Here is a 15,241-nt window from a genome sequence, read left to right as displayed (position 1 = left end):
TTGGGTATACGGCAATTCAAGCATGCTTGTGTTTACTAAGCAAGCATGCTTGCCAAGCTAACTTGTAGATTGCTTGCATGAAAATTACTGATCGGATTGCGAAACTTGTCCTGGCGCGAAAGCCTGAGATCGGGCCGCGAGGATTCAAAAGGGACATAGCGACCACCTGCGGGGTCAGCTACGAAGCTGTTCGTCAATGGTTTGCCGGTGATACTGGCAACATAAAGAACGAAAACCTTGTCGCGATCGCTGAAGGCTATGACACGACGGTCGACTGGCTGTTGTCAGGCAAGGGTGAGCCGCCAAGCCGGAAGGCCGCGGATGCTCCAAAAGCTGGTAATTATTCTTCGGCGGACCTGGTCAAGCAGATGCTCGCGAAGCACGGTCGGGGCTTATCGGAAGAGGCGAGAGCGCGAATCGCCGAAGTGGTAGAAGAAGTTGCGCTTGAGTCGAAGTCGACCAATGTAGTGAAAGTCGACTTCACCAGGGCGGGACAAGTCGGTGACGAGGTATGGATTGCCCACTACGACGTGCGCGCTGCGATGGGTGGCGGGCAGATCCCGCACGAATACCCAGAGATGCTTCAGGACATACGGGTCAGCCCAAAGCACCTGCGCGACCTTGGCGTCACGTTCAAAGAGCACTTCCATCTCAAGATGATCACCGGGTGGGGTCAGTCGATGGCACCGACGATCAAGGATCGCGACCCGCTGCTGGTAGACATCACGATCCGGGAATTTACCGGGGATGGGATATACCTCTTCTCGCACGACGATATGCTGTACGTGAAGCGCTTGCAGAAGAAAGGCAAGGATCGCTTCAAGATGATCTCCGACAACAAGCATCACGACATAGAAGAAATCCGCGTGGATGACACGCACATCTTGGCCCGCGTGCTTTACGTGTGGAACGGCCTGCCGGTATAAGACCACGCCCATCATCAAAGCCCGGCCAGCGCCGGGCTTTTTATTGCCTGCTAGAAAGGAGCCGCCTCTTCTTCCTGCTCAAACTCAGCCACGCCCCTCCCCGCTGCCTCAACCTCTTGCTGCTCCCACCTCACGGTCACGCTGCCGTCATCATTGAGCGTCAGCTCAAGCTCGTCGGTTTCGGCGATCACCCCTAGAACCTCTTCCCACTCCCGATCTCCATCAGTATCCAGGCGATGAATCGTCACCCAGCGCTGCGCCTGCGCCACGGGGTGGTTGATCATTGATGAAACCCTCAATCCCAGCCGCTCCATGCCCGTCATTTCTCCCCGCGGCGAGCCTGCCGGGCCTCCTTTCTGCTTAGCCATATTCACCTCCCAAGAGTGCTGTACATACATACAGTAAGCAAAATATACACAAGCGTGCTTGCATTCAATACACAAGCATGCTTTTATAAATGCAAGCCGACTTGTGCTTCTGAGCAAGTACAGGACGACCACGCTCTTTAAGAAACAGCGCAACAAACAACAGACCGCATTGCCTCTACCGGCGACCGGCGAGCAGACAGGCCCGAAAGCCTGCCAACGACAGGGAAAACCTTGTACGGCTGCTCGATGGTGAAACGCCAGAACCGAGTGAATGACCCGGCATGCAATGCGCCCCGCCCCTTCCGGCGGCAATAGGACGGACAGCATCACTGCTGCACCTTGGCGACAGGGTGCAGCGGGATGACAACCAACGAGGAATCAGACATGCAAGCAGCACAGCAAGAACAAATAACCATCCCTGCAATCGGCGCCGTATGGCCTGGGCAGGGCGGAATCTACGGCGGCCTTCGCCAGTATCCAGAAGGCCTTTGCCACATCATATACGCAGATCAGGACGTTCCTGGGCGCCACGCTTACGGCGACTACGGCGTGGATGTCGAGGCAGTAAGCCGAACCGATGGTCGCGCCAATACCGAGATCCTGATCAGTCGAGACGGCAAGCACGCCGCCGCGATCGCAGTCACTGCTTACACCGCCGACGGGCATGCCGACTTCTACCTTCCTTCCATTGGCGAGCTGCACCACGCCTGGCAGTTCGCTCCTGAGTCGTTCAGTGAGGAGTGGTACTACCTGTCGTCAACGCAGCGCTCCGCCGACTACGCCTACAACATGGTCTTTGAAGATGGCTGGCTCAACGACTACGGCAAGAGCGGCGAGCGGCTCGCGCGCCCTGTCCGCAGATTTCTTCAGTAATTCATTCCTTCAATTCTTTCCGAACAACCAGCGCCACGACAGCCTGTCGTTAACTGCCCGATCCTTTCCATGAGAGCGCATCGGGGTGTGATCGGAGCGTGCCCAAGTGGGCTGCAGCGCTAGGATCGCAAAGACCCGTAAATGTCCTGAGCCGGTATGAGCTAGACGGCCAATACTACAAACGCGGCGGGAACCAAGCAGGGGTAGCGCCCTGGTGTTCCGATCACACCCCGATGCGGACGAAAACGCGGCCTATAACCGCCCACCTGCATGCAACACCCCTTGAGAACGGTGGCCACTGCCAACCCAGTGAGCGAACAGCGAGGGATACAGCCATGAAATAGCCTGAATGAGTTGACACCCCTGCGTGACATAGGGAGGTCTATGTAGCGCAACGAAAAGCCCAGTCCCTACTGGGCTTTTTTACGGATCGCCTTTATTCGTCAGCACCCTCCCCTGGGCCCACCGGCACTCACCAGGCGGTCAGCCTGCTGACGAACAAACGCAACCACAACCAAGGAGTCGGCATGAACCCAGCCATCCAACAAAGCCAAGCCGTTCTGCAGGCCCTGCGGGAACGTGTTTCGCTTTCCACTTCGGAGATGTACATGAAGATCGGTCGCGAAGAGCCAGTGAAGGTGCCCCGCTTCAACGTGGTGCCGCTCGGCAAGAACCTGTTCGATGTAGTGGAGCGATCCACCGGTGTTTCCCGCGGCGCACGCACCGGTCACGATGGCGCCTGTCAGTACGCTGATCAGCTCGAGCGCAACGCTGACTTCTTCGCCGCCGCCAAGGCATCGTCACGCCGTTTCGGCTTCCGCATGCTGCGCTGGACGGCCGGCTTCGCGGCGATGCTGGTCGTGTTCGCCTACTACGGTGCGCAGCAATGATTGGCGTACCAATGCCCGACCCAAGGCAGGCGGTGATAGCAGATCTACACCGCCAGATGGACGCGTTCTTCGGTTCCGGCAAGAAGGCCCAGATCATCCCGAGCGGCATCGGGGCCAACACGCCGATCATCTCCGCCAATGCTCACCAAGAAAAGCTGCGCGCCCAGCGGGATCGCCTGACGCCGATGGTTAGGGCTCAGGCAGAAGCCGGCGCAACCGCAGCCGAGGCGGCGAAGGCGACAGGCATGCATGTAAAGCGCGCCAAGTTGATTGCCCAGGAGAACGGATTCAAGTTCGCTGACACCCCATGAAGCGCATCAGCAACCAGGTGCGACAGCGCCGGCGGCAGGCATGGCTTGATTTGCCAGCACATGAAATCGAAGAGGTAGGCCATGGCCGAGGAACAGCAGGAGCCAACGGCGGAAGCCCTGAAGCAGCGCCGCAAGCGCGAGAAGGCGAACGAAAAGAACGCTGCATTGGGCGTCGAAAAGTTTACGGTTGAGGTGGCCGGCGTGTTCAAGGCCGACCTCAAGCGCCTGATGAAGCAGCACGGCTTCAACAACCAGCAGGAGGTATATCAAACCCTGCTGCGTAACGTGATCGCCGCCGACTTTGAAACGGCAGCGCAGATGCTCAAGTGTGTCACGACACCTTTTGTTGTTACTGAAAAGGTGTCGCAGATCATCAGGGCCGCGGGCATGAAGTCGCTCGCCGACTACCCGCCAGAGCCTGGCGACGAAATCGAAAGACCAGCATAACCCACCCTACTCGCTGCATCCGGTAACCGGAGGGCGGCGCTTACCCGGAGTACCCCATGACCAAGCAAGCACAGCAAGCAGTACTCGCCGCCGAACTCCCCGAGCGCGGCCAACCCCTGGCCGGCGGTGTGTTCGTCACCCGCTACTGGCTCAACGGCGTCGAGCGCGCCCTGATCCTTCTGCCTGACGAGCTCAGCGGCCCATGGGGCGAGTATGGCGTCGAGATCAAGGGCGCGGGCAGCTACAGCGACGGCGACGCCAACACCCGATCAATGGCCGAGGCTGGCAGCGTGATCGCCAGCAAGGCCCTGGAGCTGGATGGCTTCATCCCGTCTTGCCTGGAAGGCCAGCTGCTGATGGCGGCCAAGGCCGAGGGCCTGGTGGATTTGCGCGAAGACCGTTGGCACTGGCTGAGCACGCAGCGCTCCGCCGACAGCGCCTACCGCATGGCCTTTGAAGGTGGCTGGCTCTACTACAACGGCAAGTTCAACGAGCGGCTCGCGCGCCCTGTCCGCAGCCTCCCTATTCAGTAATTCATTCCTTCAATCGTTTTTCGCAGGTGATTCCCGGGAGCGCCAGGACGGCGCTCAGACCAGAAGCTCGTCGGGAAGCGCCGGCTACCTGCAACTTATCTCGCTCACAGGAGCATCCCATGCAACTGATTACAGTAACCGATGGAACAACAAGCATCTCAACGCCCAACCATCAATTGGCGCTGCAGGTGCTCGCAGAGATGGGTGGTAAAGCCACGCCCATGGCGGCTGCATCATCCGCCCCGCCTATCGGCGAGTACTGGCCCGGCGAAGGCGGCATCAACGGTGGCCTGTTCCCCGGCGGCGACAAGCCCTACTACCTGATCGTGCCAACGGGCGCAGATGCCGAGGCCAATCTCGAATGGGGCGGCTATGGCGAAGAACTCGACGGCGCCAAATCTCCATGGGATGGCCAGGCCAACACCGCTTACCTCGCAAGCAGCAACCGGGAGCACGACCACCCGGCCGCCCAGTTCTGCGCAGCCTTCGAGCGCGACGGTCACAACGACTTCTACTTGATGGCGCGCCGTGAGGCGTCCTTCCTCGAGATCACAGTGCCCGAGGCGTTTACCCAGGCCTACCACTGGACCAGCACGCAGCGCTCCGCCGGCAGCGCCTACTTCATGGGCTTTGAAGATGGCTGGCTCATCTTCCTCGTCAAGGGCCACGAGCGGCTCGCGCGCCCTGTCCGCAGAAAGTTTATTTGATCATTCAATTCTTCATTCATGGGTGCGATAGCACCCTTGCTTTTCAGGAGGCCAGGGATGGCACTGCATACGGATTTGGAAATCCACAAGGTGGCCGAGGAGTTGCTCGGGCTTTCGCTTGACCTGGTGCGGAACATCCCGCGCGACCTGAAACAGGTTGTCGGGGCAAAGATCCGGGACGAGTGCTTGCAGGTCCTGGTGCTGATCGGCCGGGCCAACATGACCCGCGAGAAGATGCCTCACATCAACCTCCTGCTAGAAAGCATCTGGATGCTCAACTACTTGCTGCGCGCCCTCACCAACAGAGGGTTGATCAGCAAGGGGCAGCACGCCAAAGCAATGAAGATGACGGCCTCCGTAGGCCGACAGGCAAATGCCTGGAAGAAGTCCGCAACCGCGCCCGCTGCTTGAGGGTCAAGGCCCTCTTGCCTGTGCGCCAAATCTGGTCGAGCCGCTGACCTCTGGGTCACCGCCATGCGCACAACAGATACCGCCGGTCTAAAGCGTCCGTGTAGGTCTCGCGCAGTTTCCAAGCTGATCGGCACGGCCTTCGGTTTGGCGATGTAGATAGCTCGACAGGTCGCAGCGCTCCGCCAACAACGCCTACAACATGGACTTTGAAGATGGCTGGCTCAACAACAACGACAAGAACAACGAGCGGCTCGCGCGCCCTGTCCGCAGATTTAAGTGTTGCCCCCTTCCAGTTCGAGGATCTCGTCCAGGCTTACTACGACTGCCGACGCAACAAGCGGAATTCCGCGAGCGCCCGGCTGTTCGAGAAGGACATGGAGATCAACTTGCTGGAGCTGCACGACGACCTGATTGCCGGCACTTACCGGCCAGGCCGATCTATTTGTTTCGTGGTCACCCGGCCGAAAGCCCGCGAAGTTTGGGCGGCAGCCTTTCGGGACCGCGTCGTCCACCACCTCATGTACAACCATGTGGCCCCGCGCTTCTACGCCAGCTTCATAGCGGACAGCTGCGCATGCATTCCAGGGCGCGGCACGCTGTACGCCGCGACCCGGCTTGAGTCGAAGATACGGAGCGCCAGCGAGAACTGGTCGAAGCCGCTCTTCTATCTCAAGTGCGACCTCGCCAACTTCTTCGTCGCCATCGACAAGGCCGTTCTGCGCAAGCAGCTGGAGGCAAAGATCACCGAACCCTGGTGGTTGGCCCTGGCTACGCAGATCCTCATGCACGACCCGCGCGAGGATTACGAGACCCGCAGCCCGGCGCACTTGTTCAACCGGGTACCGCAGCACAAGCGTCTGGTGGCCCAGCCCGCGCACTTCGGCCTGCCGATCGGCAACCTGTCATCGCAGTTCTTCGCCAACGTCTACCTCGACGCGCTGGACCAGTTCGCAAAGCACACGCTGCGCGCCAAGCACTACATCCGGTACGTCGATGACTTCGTGTTCTTGCATGAGTCGCCGCAGCAGCTCAACCAGTGGCTGGCAGAGGTCGAAGCGTTCCTACCCAGGCTCGGCGCCAAGCTGAACCCCACGAAGACGATCCTGCAGCCCGTGGATCGCGGCGTCGACTTCGTTGGCCACGTCATCAAGCCCTGGCGGCGAACCACCCGCAAGCGATCCTTGGCCCAAGCACTGAAGCGCACCGCCGCGGCGCCGGCCGAGGATCTGCGCGAGACAGCCAACAGTTACTTCGGCTTGCTCGGCCAGGCCAGCCACAGCCACACGGACCGGGCGGCACTCGCTCGCGTCGTGCTGAAGCGCGGCAACAGCGTCAATGCGGCGCTGACCAAGACCTTCCAGAAGAAGTAACCCCGAACCCACTTTTAACGAATCACGCCAGCCGGCGAGGCAGTCGGCTGTACGGAGATAAGCCATGCCGAAATTGAAGCTTCCGCGTTCGATCAAGCGCATCCATAAAATATGGCGTGAGTTGGGATCCCAGGACGGATGGACTATTTGGCCTGGTGGAATGCCACCCGTAAGTCCTGACGATGAAGTAGGAATTAAGTTCAAAAACCAAAAACTGAGACCGGATTGCGTGAAAGCCCGGGGACTGGACTGGAAACACTGGGGCAGCGGTACGGATATCACCGCATACAAAATTATATTCAAGGCCAGGAAGAAAAAATGAATATCTACCGGCACACCTTCACCGCCTCATGCCCTTCGGATGGCGAAACCATCGTCTACAACCTGGAGATTCGGTCGCTGGGTGTGATCATGGTCGAGCACATCAAAACGGCCACAGCGCTCATCAAGTCCGACTACCACGAGCGCATTGCCGACGAACTGGCTGATCGATTCGGCGGCGATCAAACCATCATTGCTACCCACCAGGGCGTCGAGATCGAAACAGTGAGGCTTAGCGGATGATCCATTACCACGGCACGCCTGTCGGCGGTAGGCGAGAGGATGCGGCAAAGTTCCTCGCGGGCCGGCACGCGCTGGTGCCATTCCCTCGCAAGGACGATCTAGGAATCGTCGCCGATGTGTGCAAATCGTTTGTTTTCGATAACGGCGCGTTCACGGTGTGGAAAAAAGGTGGCCAGGTAGACGTCGAGGGCTACACGCGCTGGGTAGAAGACTGGCATCGACACCCTGGATTCACCTGGGCGCTCATTCCAGATGTCATCGATGGTGATGAAGAGGCCAATGATGATCTTGTTCGGCAGTGGCCAGAGGAGCTTCGCGGCGTGCCTGTCTGGCACTTACACGAATCAACTGAGCGCCTGCAGAGGCTGGCGAGGTGTTGGCGAACGGTAGCCCTTGGCAGTTCTGGGCAATGGGCTACACCGGGCACCGGGTCATGGTGGAAGCGGATGGGCGCCGCTATGGACGCTGTCTGCGACGACCAAGGCCGGCCAATGTGCAGGCTGCACGGGTTGCGGATGCTTGACCCCGCGATATTCCAGCACCTGCCCTTCGCCTCAGCAGACTCCACAAATGCCGCAGTAAATGGCGGGAGTATCAGCCGGTTCGGTATGTATGCCCCACCAACTGCCGGCCAGCGCGCCAATGTGATCGCCGACAGAATCGAGTCGCACAACAGCTCGCCTACCTGGCAGCGAGAAACCCAGGTCGAAATGGCCTTGTAACTCCCCCACTCCACCGCCCGGGCATGGCCCGGCAAGGACTCCCCTTGATCAACTTGTTCTGGGGCCTGGTCGCCAAGCTGCTTGCGCGCCCGGCGGTTGCCGCCTGGCTTATCGCCCGCGCCCAGCGCACCCCATACCAGCACATCATGTCCGCCGACGGCGCCGAGATGTACATGGGACGCTGGTGGCTGTTCAACCCCTACTCCCGCGACACGCACAAGCCGGCGCTGTGGTGGTGCCCGTGGTCGTTCCGCATCCACCACATCATGCGGCACGACGAAGACAGGGACCTGCACGACCATCCGTGGAACGCCCGCACGATCATCCTGCGCGACTGGTACAAGGAGCAGCGTCGGCATACCTGGGAATCCGGAGGACACACCGACATCGATTACTGGCGAGAGCCTGGCGATACCGCAAGCCTGCGGCACGGCGAGTACCACCGAATCGATGAGGTCTCGCCCGCCGGCGTCTACACCCTATTCATCACCAGCAAGTGGCGTGGTGACTGGGGCTTTCTGGTCAACGGCGTGAAGGTGCCATGGCGCACCTACACCGACACCGACAATTGAGGTTCTGAGCATGAGCAAGGTAATTCAAACGGCTGAAGAACTGGACGCCGTGCTGCACTGGCGCGGCAAGCACGCTCAGGCGATCCTCGAGCGCGACGCTTTGCAACAGCGCCTGACCGCAGCGGATGAGCGCTGGGACGAGTTGGTCAGTGCGGTACGGTCAATCAACCGTAGCCCGCACTACATAGTCAAAGCGATTGACGATGACCAACCGCAGTACAGGCAGCGCAAGGAATGGATTGATTGGGTGCTTGGGCTTTGCGATGCAGCGCCTACCTCCGGCGAGCGATCCAACAAGGACTACGCCATCGAGCACGCCGAATACATGGCCAAGTCAGCCGATGACGTGCTGGCGAAGTTCCAGGCATACGGCCTGGCTCTTCTGGCCGGCGATGAGGGCGGCGACGACGGCAAAGGTGAGTTGCTTGAGAATATCGACTCCACCCGCAGCGATCTGCAGGAAGCTCTCGTAGATCTGCGCGGCATGGTTTACGAGTTCCGCAAGCGTGCCGCCAAATCCCGATAGGAGTACATCCGTACTCCACCCGCAAAACCTGTAACCCCTCCCCCTTCAAAGTCAGCCGCTATAGCGGCAAGGACGAAGTCATGACTGCGCAAAAGCCAATCATCATGTACGACGCACCAGAAGCAGCAAGCCTCAAAACGGTAACCGGCTGGGTTTCTGCTGATGGCCGTTTTTTCGGCGCGGACGAGAATCTTGCCCGCTACTGCGGAGCAACTCATCGCCGCTGCGACGTGAACCCCGAGCATAAAATCTATGAGGTGAACAGCTACTGCAAGGAATGCCACCAGGAAAGGCGCCAAGCGAAGTTTGCGGCGATGCCCATCAAAGAGTGGTCAGGGGAACCGCTGGTTTTCTTTGACAGCGACCAGTACTTCTTCGATGTGGACAGCTTGCGCGACTACCTGATCGAAAGCGATATCGATCTGGCCGACCTGCAGCTCTGCATCTGCGAGCCAAACTACCCCAGTCAAATCGACCCGGCGGACCACTTCTGTGACGAATTGCCGGAGGACGGCGAGATCCGCGACGACCAGGTGCTTGCGGCATTCGAGCTGCTGAACGAGATGATCCGCCAGTCAGAGCCTCTTTCGTGGTCGGAAGGCGAGTACGTCGTGCAGCTCCCGCAATCCCTCATTGATGAAATTGCGGCTGCTCGGGTGACGCCATGATCGCCACCCTCTGGTTCGCCTGCGTGTTCATGTACAAGGGGCCGAGGCCATGAATCCTTATTTCATCACGGGCCCGGCCCAGATCGGCGTCAGTGGAGGCCGCACCAGCGGAGAGATGCTACGGAAGATTCTAGACGCCCACGGCGGAAAGCTCCCTGCTGATGTTCATGCCTTCTTCCAGAATACCGGCAAGGAGAGCGAAAAAACGTTGGTATTCATTGATCAGATCGACAAGCGATGGAACGTCGGCATTGTCTGGATGGAGTGGTGCCGGGTGTACGGCCAGCCTGACGATGCGCCTTGGTACAAGCTGGTGAATTTCGAGACGGCCAGCCGCAATGGTGAGCCCTTCACGATGATGCTTGAGTACTACGCGGCATACCGAAAAGACGTCAAGAACCTTCCGCCGGTGTTGCCGAACTTCTCGAACAACATGTGCACGGCTTACCTGAAGGTGAAAATCGGCGAGAAGCACATGCGCGCCCTGGGCTACGACGAGTGGGACTGTGTTGTCGGCATCCGCTACGACGAGCCTAAGCGCTATCACCGCATGATGGCCGCCAACGACCGCGGCGGCACACGATGGGACAACCTATGCCCCTCTTACACCGCAGGCGTCACGAAGGAGGACGTCGCAGAGTTCTGGAAGGCCCAGCCGTTCGATTTAGGCATGGATTCAGACTTTGGAAACTGCGACCTGTGCTGGAAGAAAAGCGAAGGAAAGCTGATCAAGACCATCATCGAAGACCCGTCCCGGGTGATCTGGTGGTCGGGTACCGAAGAACGCTTCGGCCAGGTATTCCGCCAAGACCGAGCAGATTACAAAACGATGGGCTGGTCGGCTGAGCAGCGCGCCAGGCAAACCGACTTCGATTTTGACTATCTCGCCGAAGACATCGACTGCTTCTGCGGCGATTAACCCCAATCCCCCTACATGCCTGCCGGTGAGCGGCGGGCGAGGTATTCGTATGCCTGAAATAAAGTGTTCCCAGGGCCACACCCAAAGCATCGGCACAGACGATTGGGTCGCCACGCTTACCCTTGACCAGATGCGCTACGCCCGTTCCGCAATGGACGAAAAGATCAAGGCGGCTGAAGCACAGCCAAAGCGAACTGTCTGGCGTGTCTGCCGATCAAGTATCTGCGTTGCCAACTACCGAGAAGATGAATACGAGAAAGCGGCGGACCACCTGCTCCGCATCTTCAAGGAAAAGTTCATGGAAGAGGCAGCGGGCTACGTGCGGAAACCCTACGGCACCGAGACTTTCCGGCGAGAACTGCCAAGTATCGAAATCGCACGCGTTACCCAGTTCGAATACGACACGGAGTGGTTCCCCGCCAAACCCTAACCCACCTTCTGCCGCCCAGCGCGGCAAGGACACCAAGTTAAATTGATCAAGAAAGCGCGGCCCAGAAGGGACTGCGGGAGGTAGGTATGTTTTTGACAGCAGAGGAAGTTGCCGACCTGACCGGATATAAAAAGCCAGGGGCACAGATAAAGTGGCTGACCGCCGAACGATACGGGTTCGCGGTAGGTGGTGATGGGCACCCAAAGGTGCTGCGCCAAGTTGTCATTGGGCGGCTGGGTGGTATTCAATCAAGGAAGGGGCCGGAGTTGCGGCTGTGCTGAGGTGAGATAGATGCGACCGCGCAAGAAGGACCGGCACCTGCCGGCGTGCATGTACCAGAAGCACGGCGCGTACTACCTGGTCCGCAAGGGCAAGTGGTTGCGCCTCGGCACAGAGTTTCAGGCGTCCCTCGCTGAGTACGCCATGCTGCTGGACAAGCGCAGCCTGGGCGGGATGCCCAAACTGATCGACGACGCGCTCGAGCACATGCGCACCAGGACGAAGCCGGCGCTGAAACCGAACACGCTCAAGCAATACGAGGCGGCGGCCGAGCGGTTGAAGGAAAACTTTGCCGACTTCGAGCCACGCGAGGTGCTGCAGCGTCACGTCGTTGCGCTAAAGCTGCACATGGCGGACACACCGAACATGTCGAACCGGGTGATCTCGGTGCTGCGGGCAGTCTTCACCTACGCCCTGGAGCAGCAGATTGTCGACTCAAATCCGTGCATCGGCGTGCGCCGGCACCTGGAGCACAAGCGCGACAGGTACATCACTCACGGCGAGTTCCAGGCGATCTGCGCCAACTCAAGCGACAACATGCGCGTCATCTACGAGATGTGCTACCTGACCGGCCAGCGCATCGGTGACGTGCTGGCCATCCGGCTGGCCGACATCAGCCATGAGGGCATCGCCTTCAAACAGGAGAAGACGAATGCGAGGCTGCTGGTGCAGATGACGCCAGACCTGGAGGACCTGGTGGCCCGGGCAAAGGCGCTCCCACGGAAGATCCGCGGGCTAACTTTGTTCTGCTCGCCGCGCGGCGGAAAACCGGTGCACTACAGTTCGGTTAAAGATGCGTTCGCGATCAGTTGCAAGAAAGCTGGCGTCGAAGATGCCAGTCTCCACGACCTGCGCGCGAAGTCGCTTTCCGATACCGATGACCAGGGCAACGACGCACAGAAGCTCGGTGGCCACACCGACGCCAAGATGACGCAACGTTATCTGCGCCTGCGCAAAATCAACGTGGGCCTGCCGCCAACAATGCCCAAAAAATCCCTGTAGTATTAGACAGATGTGAATTGTCAAATAGACAGGTAGAGCCGAAAGCCCCGTATGACAGACCTTTCAAGTCACACTCCAATGATGCAGCAGTACTGGCGCCTGAAAAACCAGCACCCTGATCAATTGATGTTCTATCGCATGGGCGACTTCTACGAGATCTTCTATGAAGACGCGAAGAAGGCCGCCAAGTTGCTGGACATCACCTTGACCGCGCGCGGGCAGTCGGCGGGGCAGTCGATTCCGATGTGCGGGATCCCTTATCACTCGCTGGAGGGTTACCTGGTCAAGCTGGTGAAGCTGGGCGAATCGGTGGTGATCTGCGAGCAGATCGGCGATCCGGCCACCAGCAAGGGCCCGGTGGAACGCCAGGTGGTGCGCATTATTACGCCGGGGACGGTGAGCGATGAGGCGCTGCTGGATGAGCGTCGCGATAACCTGATCGCCGCGGTGCTGGGCGATGAGCGCTTGTTCGGGCTTTCGGTACTGGATATCACCAGCGGCAATTTCAGCGTGCTGGAGATCAAGGGCTGGGAAAACCTGCTGGCGGAACTGGAGCGCATCAACCCGGTGGAGTTGTTGATCCCGGATGATTGGCCGAAGGATCTGCCTGCGGAAAAACGCCGTGGGACCAAGCGTCGCGCGCCGTGGGATTTCGAGCGTGACTCGGCACTGAAAAGTCTATGCCAGCAGTTCTCGGTGCAGGACCTTAAAGGCTTCGGTTGCGAAACCCTGACCCTGGCCATCGGCGCTGCGGGTTGCCTGCTCAGCTATGCCAAGGAAACCCAACGCACCGCCCTGCCGCATTTGCGCAGCCTGCGCCACGAGCGCCTGGACGATACCGTGGTGCTCGATGGTGCGAGCCGTCGCAACCTGGAACTGGACACCAACCTGTCCGGCGGGCGCGATAACACCCTGCAATCGGTGGTCGACCGCTGCCAAACCGCCATGGGCAGCCGTCTGCTGACCCGCTGGTTGAACCGTCCGTTGCGGGATTTGACGGTGCTCCAGGCGCGCCAGACGTCGATTACCTGCCTGCTGGACGGCTATCGCTTTGAAAAGCTGCAGCCGCAGCTGAAGGAAATCGGCGACATCGAGCGCATCCTGGCGCGGATCGGCCTGCGCAATGCGCGGCCCCGTGACCTGGCGCGTCTGCGCGATGCCCTCAGCGCCCTGCCGCAACTGCAAGTGGCAATGACCGAACTGGATACGCCGCACCTGCAACAGCTCGCCGTAACGGCCGGTACCTACCCGGAACTGGCAGCGCTGTTGGAAAAGGCCATTATCGACAACCCGCCGGCGATCATCCGTGACGGCGGCGTACTCAAGACCGGCTACGACAGCGAACTGGACGAACTGCAGTCCCTGAGCGAAAACGCCGGGCAGTTCCTGATCGACCTGGAAGCCCGCGAAAAAGCCCGCACTGGCCTGGCCAACCTGAAAGTGGGCTACAACCGCGTGCACGGCTACTTTATCGAGTTGCCGAGCAAGCAGGCCGAGTCGGCCCCCATCGACTATCAACGCCGCCAGACACTCAAGGGAGCCGAGCGTTTTATCACCCCGGAGCTGAAGGCGTTTGAAGACAAGGCGCTGTCGGCCAAGAGCCGTGCCCTGGCCCGGGAAAAGATGCTCTACGAGGCGTTGCTGGAAGACTTGATCAGCCAGTTGGCGCCGCTGCAGGACACCGCCGCCGCCCTGGCGGAGCTGGATGTGCTGAGCAACCTCGCCGAACGGGCGCTGAATCTCGACCTGAACTGCCCGCGGTTTGTCAGTGAGCCGTGCATGCGCATCGTGCAGGGGCGCCACCCGGTGGTGGAACAGGTGCTGACCACGCCGTTCGTCGCCAACGACCTGTCGCTGGACGACGATACGCGCATGTTGGTGATCACCGGTCCGAACATGGGTGGTAAATCCACCTATATGCGTCAAACCGCGTTGATCGTACTACTGGCGCATATCGGCAGTTTTGTGCCGGCAGCCAGTTGCGAGCTGTCCCTGGTGGATCGTATCTTCACCCGGATCGGCTCCAGCGATGACCTGGCCGGTGGCCGTTCGACCTTTATGGTGGAAATGAGCGAGACCGCCAATATCCTGCACAACGCCACCGAGCGCAGCCTGGTGCTGATGGACGAAGTGGGTCGCGGCACCAGTACGTTTGACGGCCTGTCCCTGGCGTGGGCGGCGGCCGAGCGGTTGGCGCATCTGCGTGCCTATACGCTATTTGCCACCCACTACTTCGAACTGACGGTGCTGCCGGAAAGCGAGCCGCTGGTGGCCAACGTGCACCTGAATGCCACCGAGCACAACGAGCGCATCGTATTCCTGCACCACGTGCTGCCAGGGCCGGCCAGCCAGAGTTACGGCCTGGCCGTGGCGCAATTGGCCGGCGTGCCGAACGACGTGATCACCCGAGCCCGCGAGCACCTCAGCCGCCTGGAAACCACGGCCCTGCCCCACGAAACCGTGGTAGCTAGCCCTGCCAAGGCCAGCCGCAAACCTGCTGCGCCGCACCAAAGCGATATGTTCGCCAGCCTGCCCCATCCGGTGCTGGATGAGTTGGCAAAGCTTGACCTGGACGACTTGACGCCGCGAAAAGCGCTGGAAATGTTATATGCACTGAAGACTCGGATATAACGCTCGCGCTTGCAAGCTGATAGACTCTCGCGCGGTTTGGGATGCTGCTGGCTCTTAGCCTGGCCTGCAGACTATCGCTCCCGAACCTCGCG

At 59.8% G+C, this 15,241-nt stretch carries 21 protein-coding genes; 20 read left to right on the top strand and 1 reads right to left on the bottom strand.

Going from position 1 to position 15,241, the window contains the following annotated elements; genetic code table 11:
- The first annotated feature begins 77 nt into the window (after positions 1-77).
- Entirely contained in the window at positions 78-926 is an 849-nt protein-coding gene (locus J1N02_RS19580; protein ID WP_421147618.1) for an XRE family transcriptional regulator, read from the top strand.
- Positions 927-976: 50 nt separating this feature from the next.
- Here J1N02_RS19580 and J1N02_RS19575 read toward each other — a convergent pair whose 3' ends face one another.
- Entirely contained in the window at positions 977-1,294 is a 318-nt protein-coding gene (locus J1N02_RS19575) for a DUF1654 domain-containing protein (protein ID WP_421147617.1), read from the bottom strand.
- Between the two features lie 384 nt (positions 1,295-1,678).
- Here J1N02_RS19575 and J1N02_RS19570 point away from each other — a divergent pair, with 384 nt between their 5' ends.
- From J1N02_RS19570 to mutS, 19 genes are all read left to right on the top strand, one after another.
- Positions 1,679-2,167 carry a DUF1566 domain-containing protein gene (locus tag J1N02_RS19570; RefSeq protein WP_421147616.1) on the top strand — a complete coding sequence of 163 codons (489 nt, stop codon included), beginning with the start codon at positions 1,679-1,681 and terminating at the stop codon, positions 2,165-2,167.
- A gap of 527 nt (positions 2,168-2,694) precedes the next feature.
- Positions 2,695-3,057 carry a hypothetical protein gene (locus J1N02_RS19565; protein ID WP_421147615.1) on the top strand — a complete coding sequence of 121 codons (363 nt, stop codon included), beginning with the start codon at positions 2,695-2,697 and terminating at the stop codon, positions 3,055-3,057.
- Positions 3,054-3,368 (top strand): hypothetical protein, encoded by a 315-nt coding sequence (locus tag J1N02_RS19560; RefSeq protein WP_421147614.1) that lies wholly within the window; start codon positions 3,054-3,056, stop codon positions 3,366-3,368. Before J1N02_RS19565 ends, J1N02_RS19560 begins: the two co-directional genes overlap by 4 nt.
- An 81-nt stretch (positions 3,369-3,449) precedes the next feature.
- Positions 3,450-3,815, top strand: a complete 366-nt coding sequence (locus J1N02_RS19555) for a hypothetical protein (RefSeq protein ID WP_421147613.1) — start codon at positions 3,450-3,452, stop codon at positions 3,813-3,815.
- A 56-nt stretch (positions 3,816-3,871) separates the two neighbouring features.
- Positions 3,872-4,348, top strand: a complete 477-nt coding sequence (locus tag J1N02_RS19550) for a hypothetical protein (RefSeq protein ID WP_421147612.1) — start codon at positions 3,872-3,874, stop codon at positions 4,346-4,348.
- Positions 4,349-4,467: 119 nt separating this feature from the next.
- Entirely contained in the window at positions 4,468-5,055 is a 588-nt protein-coding gene (locus tag J1N02_RS19545; protein ID WP_421147611.1) for a DUF1566 domain-containing protein, read from the top strand.
- 57 nt (positions 5,056-5,112) lie between these two features.
- On the top strand, positions 5,113-5,466 hold the full coding sequence (locus tag J1N02_RS19540; RefSeq protein WP_421147610.1) for a four helix bundle protein: 354 nt from the start codon (positions 5,113-5,115) through the stop codon (positions 5,464-5,466).
- A 212-nt stretch (positions 5,467-5,678) separates the two neighbouring features.
- Positions 5,679-6,836, top strand: coding sequence for an RNA-directed DNA polymerase (locus tag J1N02_RS19535; protein ID WP_421147609.1), 1,158 nt, complete (start codon positions 5,679-5,681; stop codon positions 6,834-6,836).
- Positions 6,837-6,900: 64 nt separating this feature from the next.
- The gene (locus tag J1N02_RS19530) at positions 6,901-7,158 is read left to right on the top strand and encodes a hypothetical protein (RefSeq protein ID WP_421147608.1); all 258 of its coding nucleotides are present in this window, start codon (positions 6,901-6,903) and stop codon (positions 7,156-7,158) included.
- Complete coding sequence (locus J1N02_RS19525; RefSeq protein ID WP_421147607.1) at positions 7,155-7,400, top strand: hypothetical protein; 246 nt, start codon at positions 7,155-7,157, stop codon at positions 7,398-7,400. Before J1N02_RS19530 ends, J1N02_RS19525 begins: the two co-directional genes overlap by 4 nt.
- Complete coding sequence (locus J1N02_RS19520; protein ID WP_421147606.1) at positions 7,397-8,122, top strand: hypothetical protein; 726 nt, start codon at positions 7,397-7,399, stop codon at positions 8,120-8,122. The genes J1N02_RS19525 and J1N02_RS19520 overlap by 4 nt, the downstream gene beginning before the upstream one ends.
- Positions 8,123-8,166: 44 nt before the next feature.
- Positions 8,167-8,694: a hypothetical protein gene (locus tag J1N02_RS19515; protein WP_421147605.1), complete on the top strand. Its 528-nt coding sequence runs from the start codon at positions 8,167-8,169 to the stop codon at positions 8,692-8,694.
- Positions 8,695-8,704: 10 nt separating this feature from the next.
- A complete protein-coding gene (locus J1N02_RS19510; protein ID WP_421147604.1) occupies positions 8,705-9,220 on the top strand; it encodes a hypothetical protein in 516 nt (171 codons plus the stop codon).
- Between the two features lie 80 nt (positions 9,221-9,300).
- Positions 9,301-9,888 (top strand): hypothetical protein, encoded by a 588-nt coding sequence (locus J1N02_RS19505; protein ID WP_421147603.1) that lies wholly within the window; start codon positions 9,301-9,303, stop codon positions 9,886-9,888.
- A 49-nt stretch (positions 9,889-9,937) separates the two neighbouring features.
- The gene (locus J1N02_RS19500; protein ID WP_421147602.1) at positions 9,938-10,807 is read left to right on the top strand and encodes a hypothetical protein; all 870 of its coding nucleotides are present in this window, start codon (positions 9,938-9,940) and stop codon (positions 10,805-10,807) included.
- 49 nt (positions 10,808-10,856) lie between these two features.
- Positions 10,857-11,237, top strand: a complete 381-nt coding sequence (locus tag J1N02_RS19495; protein ID WP_122426058.1) for a hypothetical protein — start codon at positions 10,857-10,859, stop codon at positions 11,235-11,237.
- A gap of 86 nt (positions 11,238-11,323) precedes the next feature.
- Positions 11,324-11,518: a DUF4224 domain-containing protein gene (locus J1N02_RS19490; protein ID WP_005785292.1), complete on the top strand. Its 195-nt coding sequence runs from the start codon at positions 11,324-11,326 to the stop codon at positions 11,516-11,518.
- A gap of 10 nt (positions 11,519-11,528) precedes the next feature.
- Positions 11,529-12,518 carry a tyrosine-type recombinase/integrase gene (locus tag J1N02_RS19485; protein WP_421147601.1) on the top strand — a complete coding sequence of 330 codons (990 nt, stop codon included), beginning with the start codon at positions 11,529-11,531 and terminating at the stop codon, positions 12,516-12,518.
- A gap of 51 nt (positions 12,519-12,569) precedes the next feature.
- Positions 12,570-15,149, top strand: a complete 2,580-nt coding sequence (gene mutS, locus J1N02_RS19480; RefSeq protein WP_421147600.1) for a DNA mismatch repair protein MutS — start codon at positions 12,570-12,572, stop codon at positions 15,147-15,149.
- Positions 15,150-15,241 lie beyond the last annotated feature (92 nt).

The organism is Pseudomonas sp. NFX5, assembly GCF_049132125.1.
GTDB lineage: Bacteria > Pseudomonadota > Gammaproteobacteria > Pseudomonadales > Pseudomonadaceae > Aquipseudomonas > Aquipseudomonas marginalis.
The sequence above is the reverse complement of the archived record's forward strand: the minus strand, read 5'-3'. Positions and strand labels throughout refer to the sequence as shown.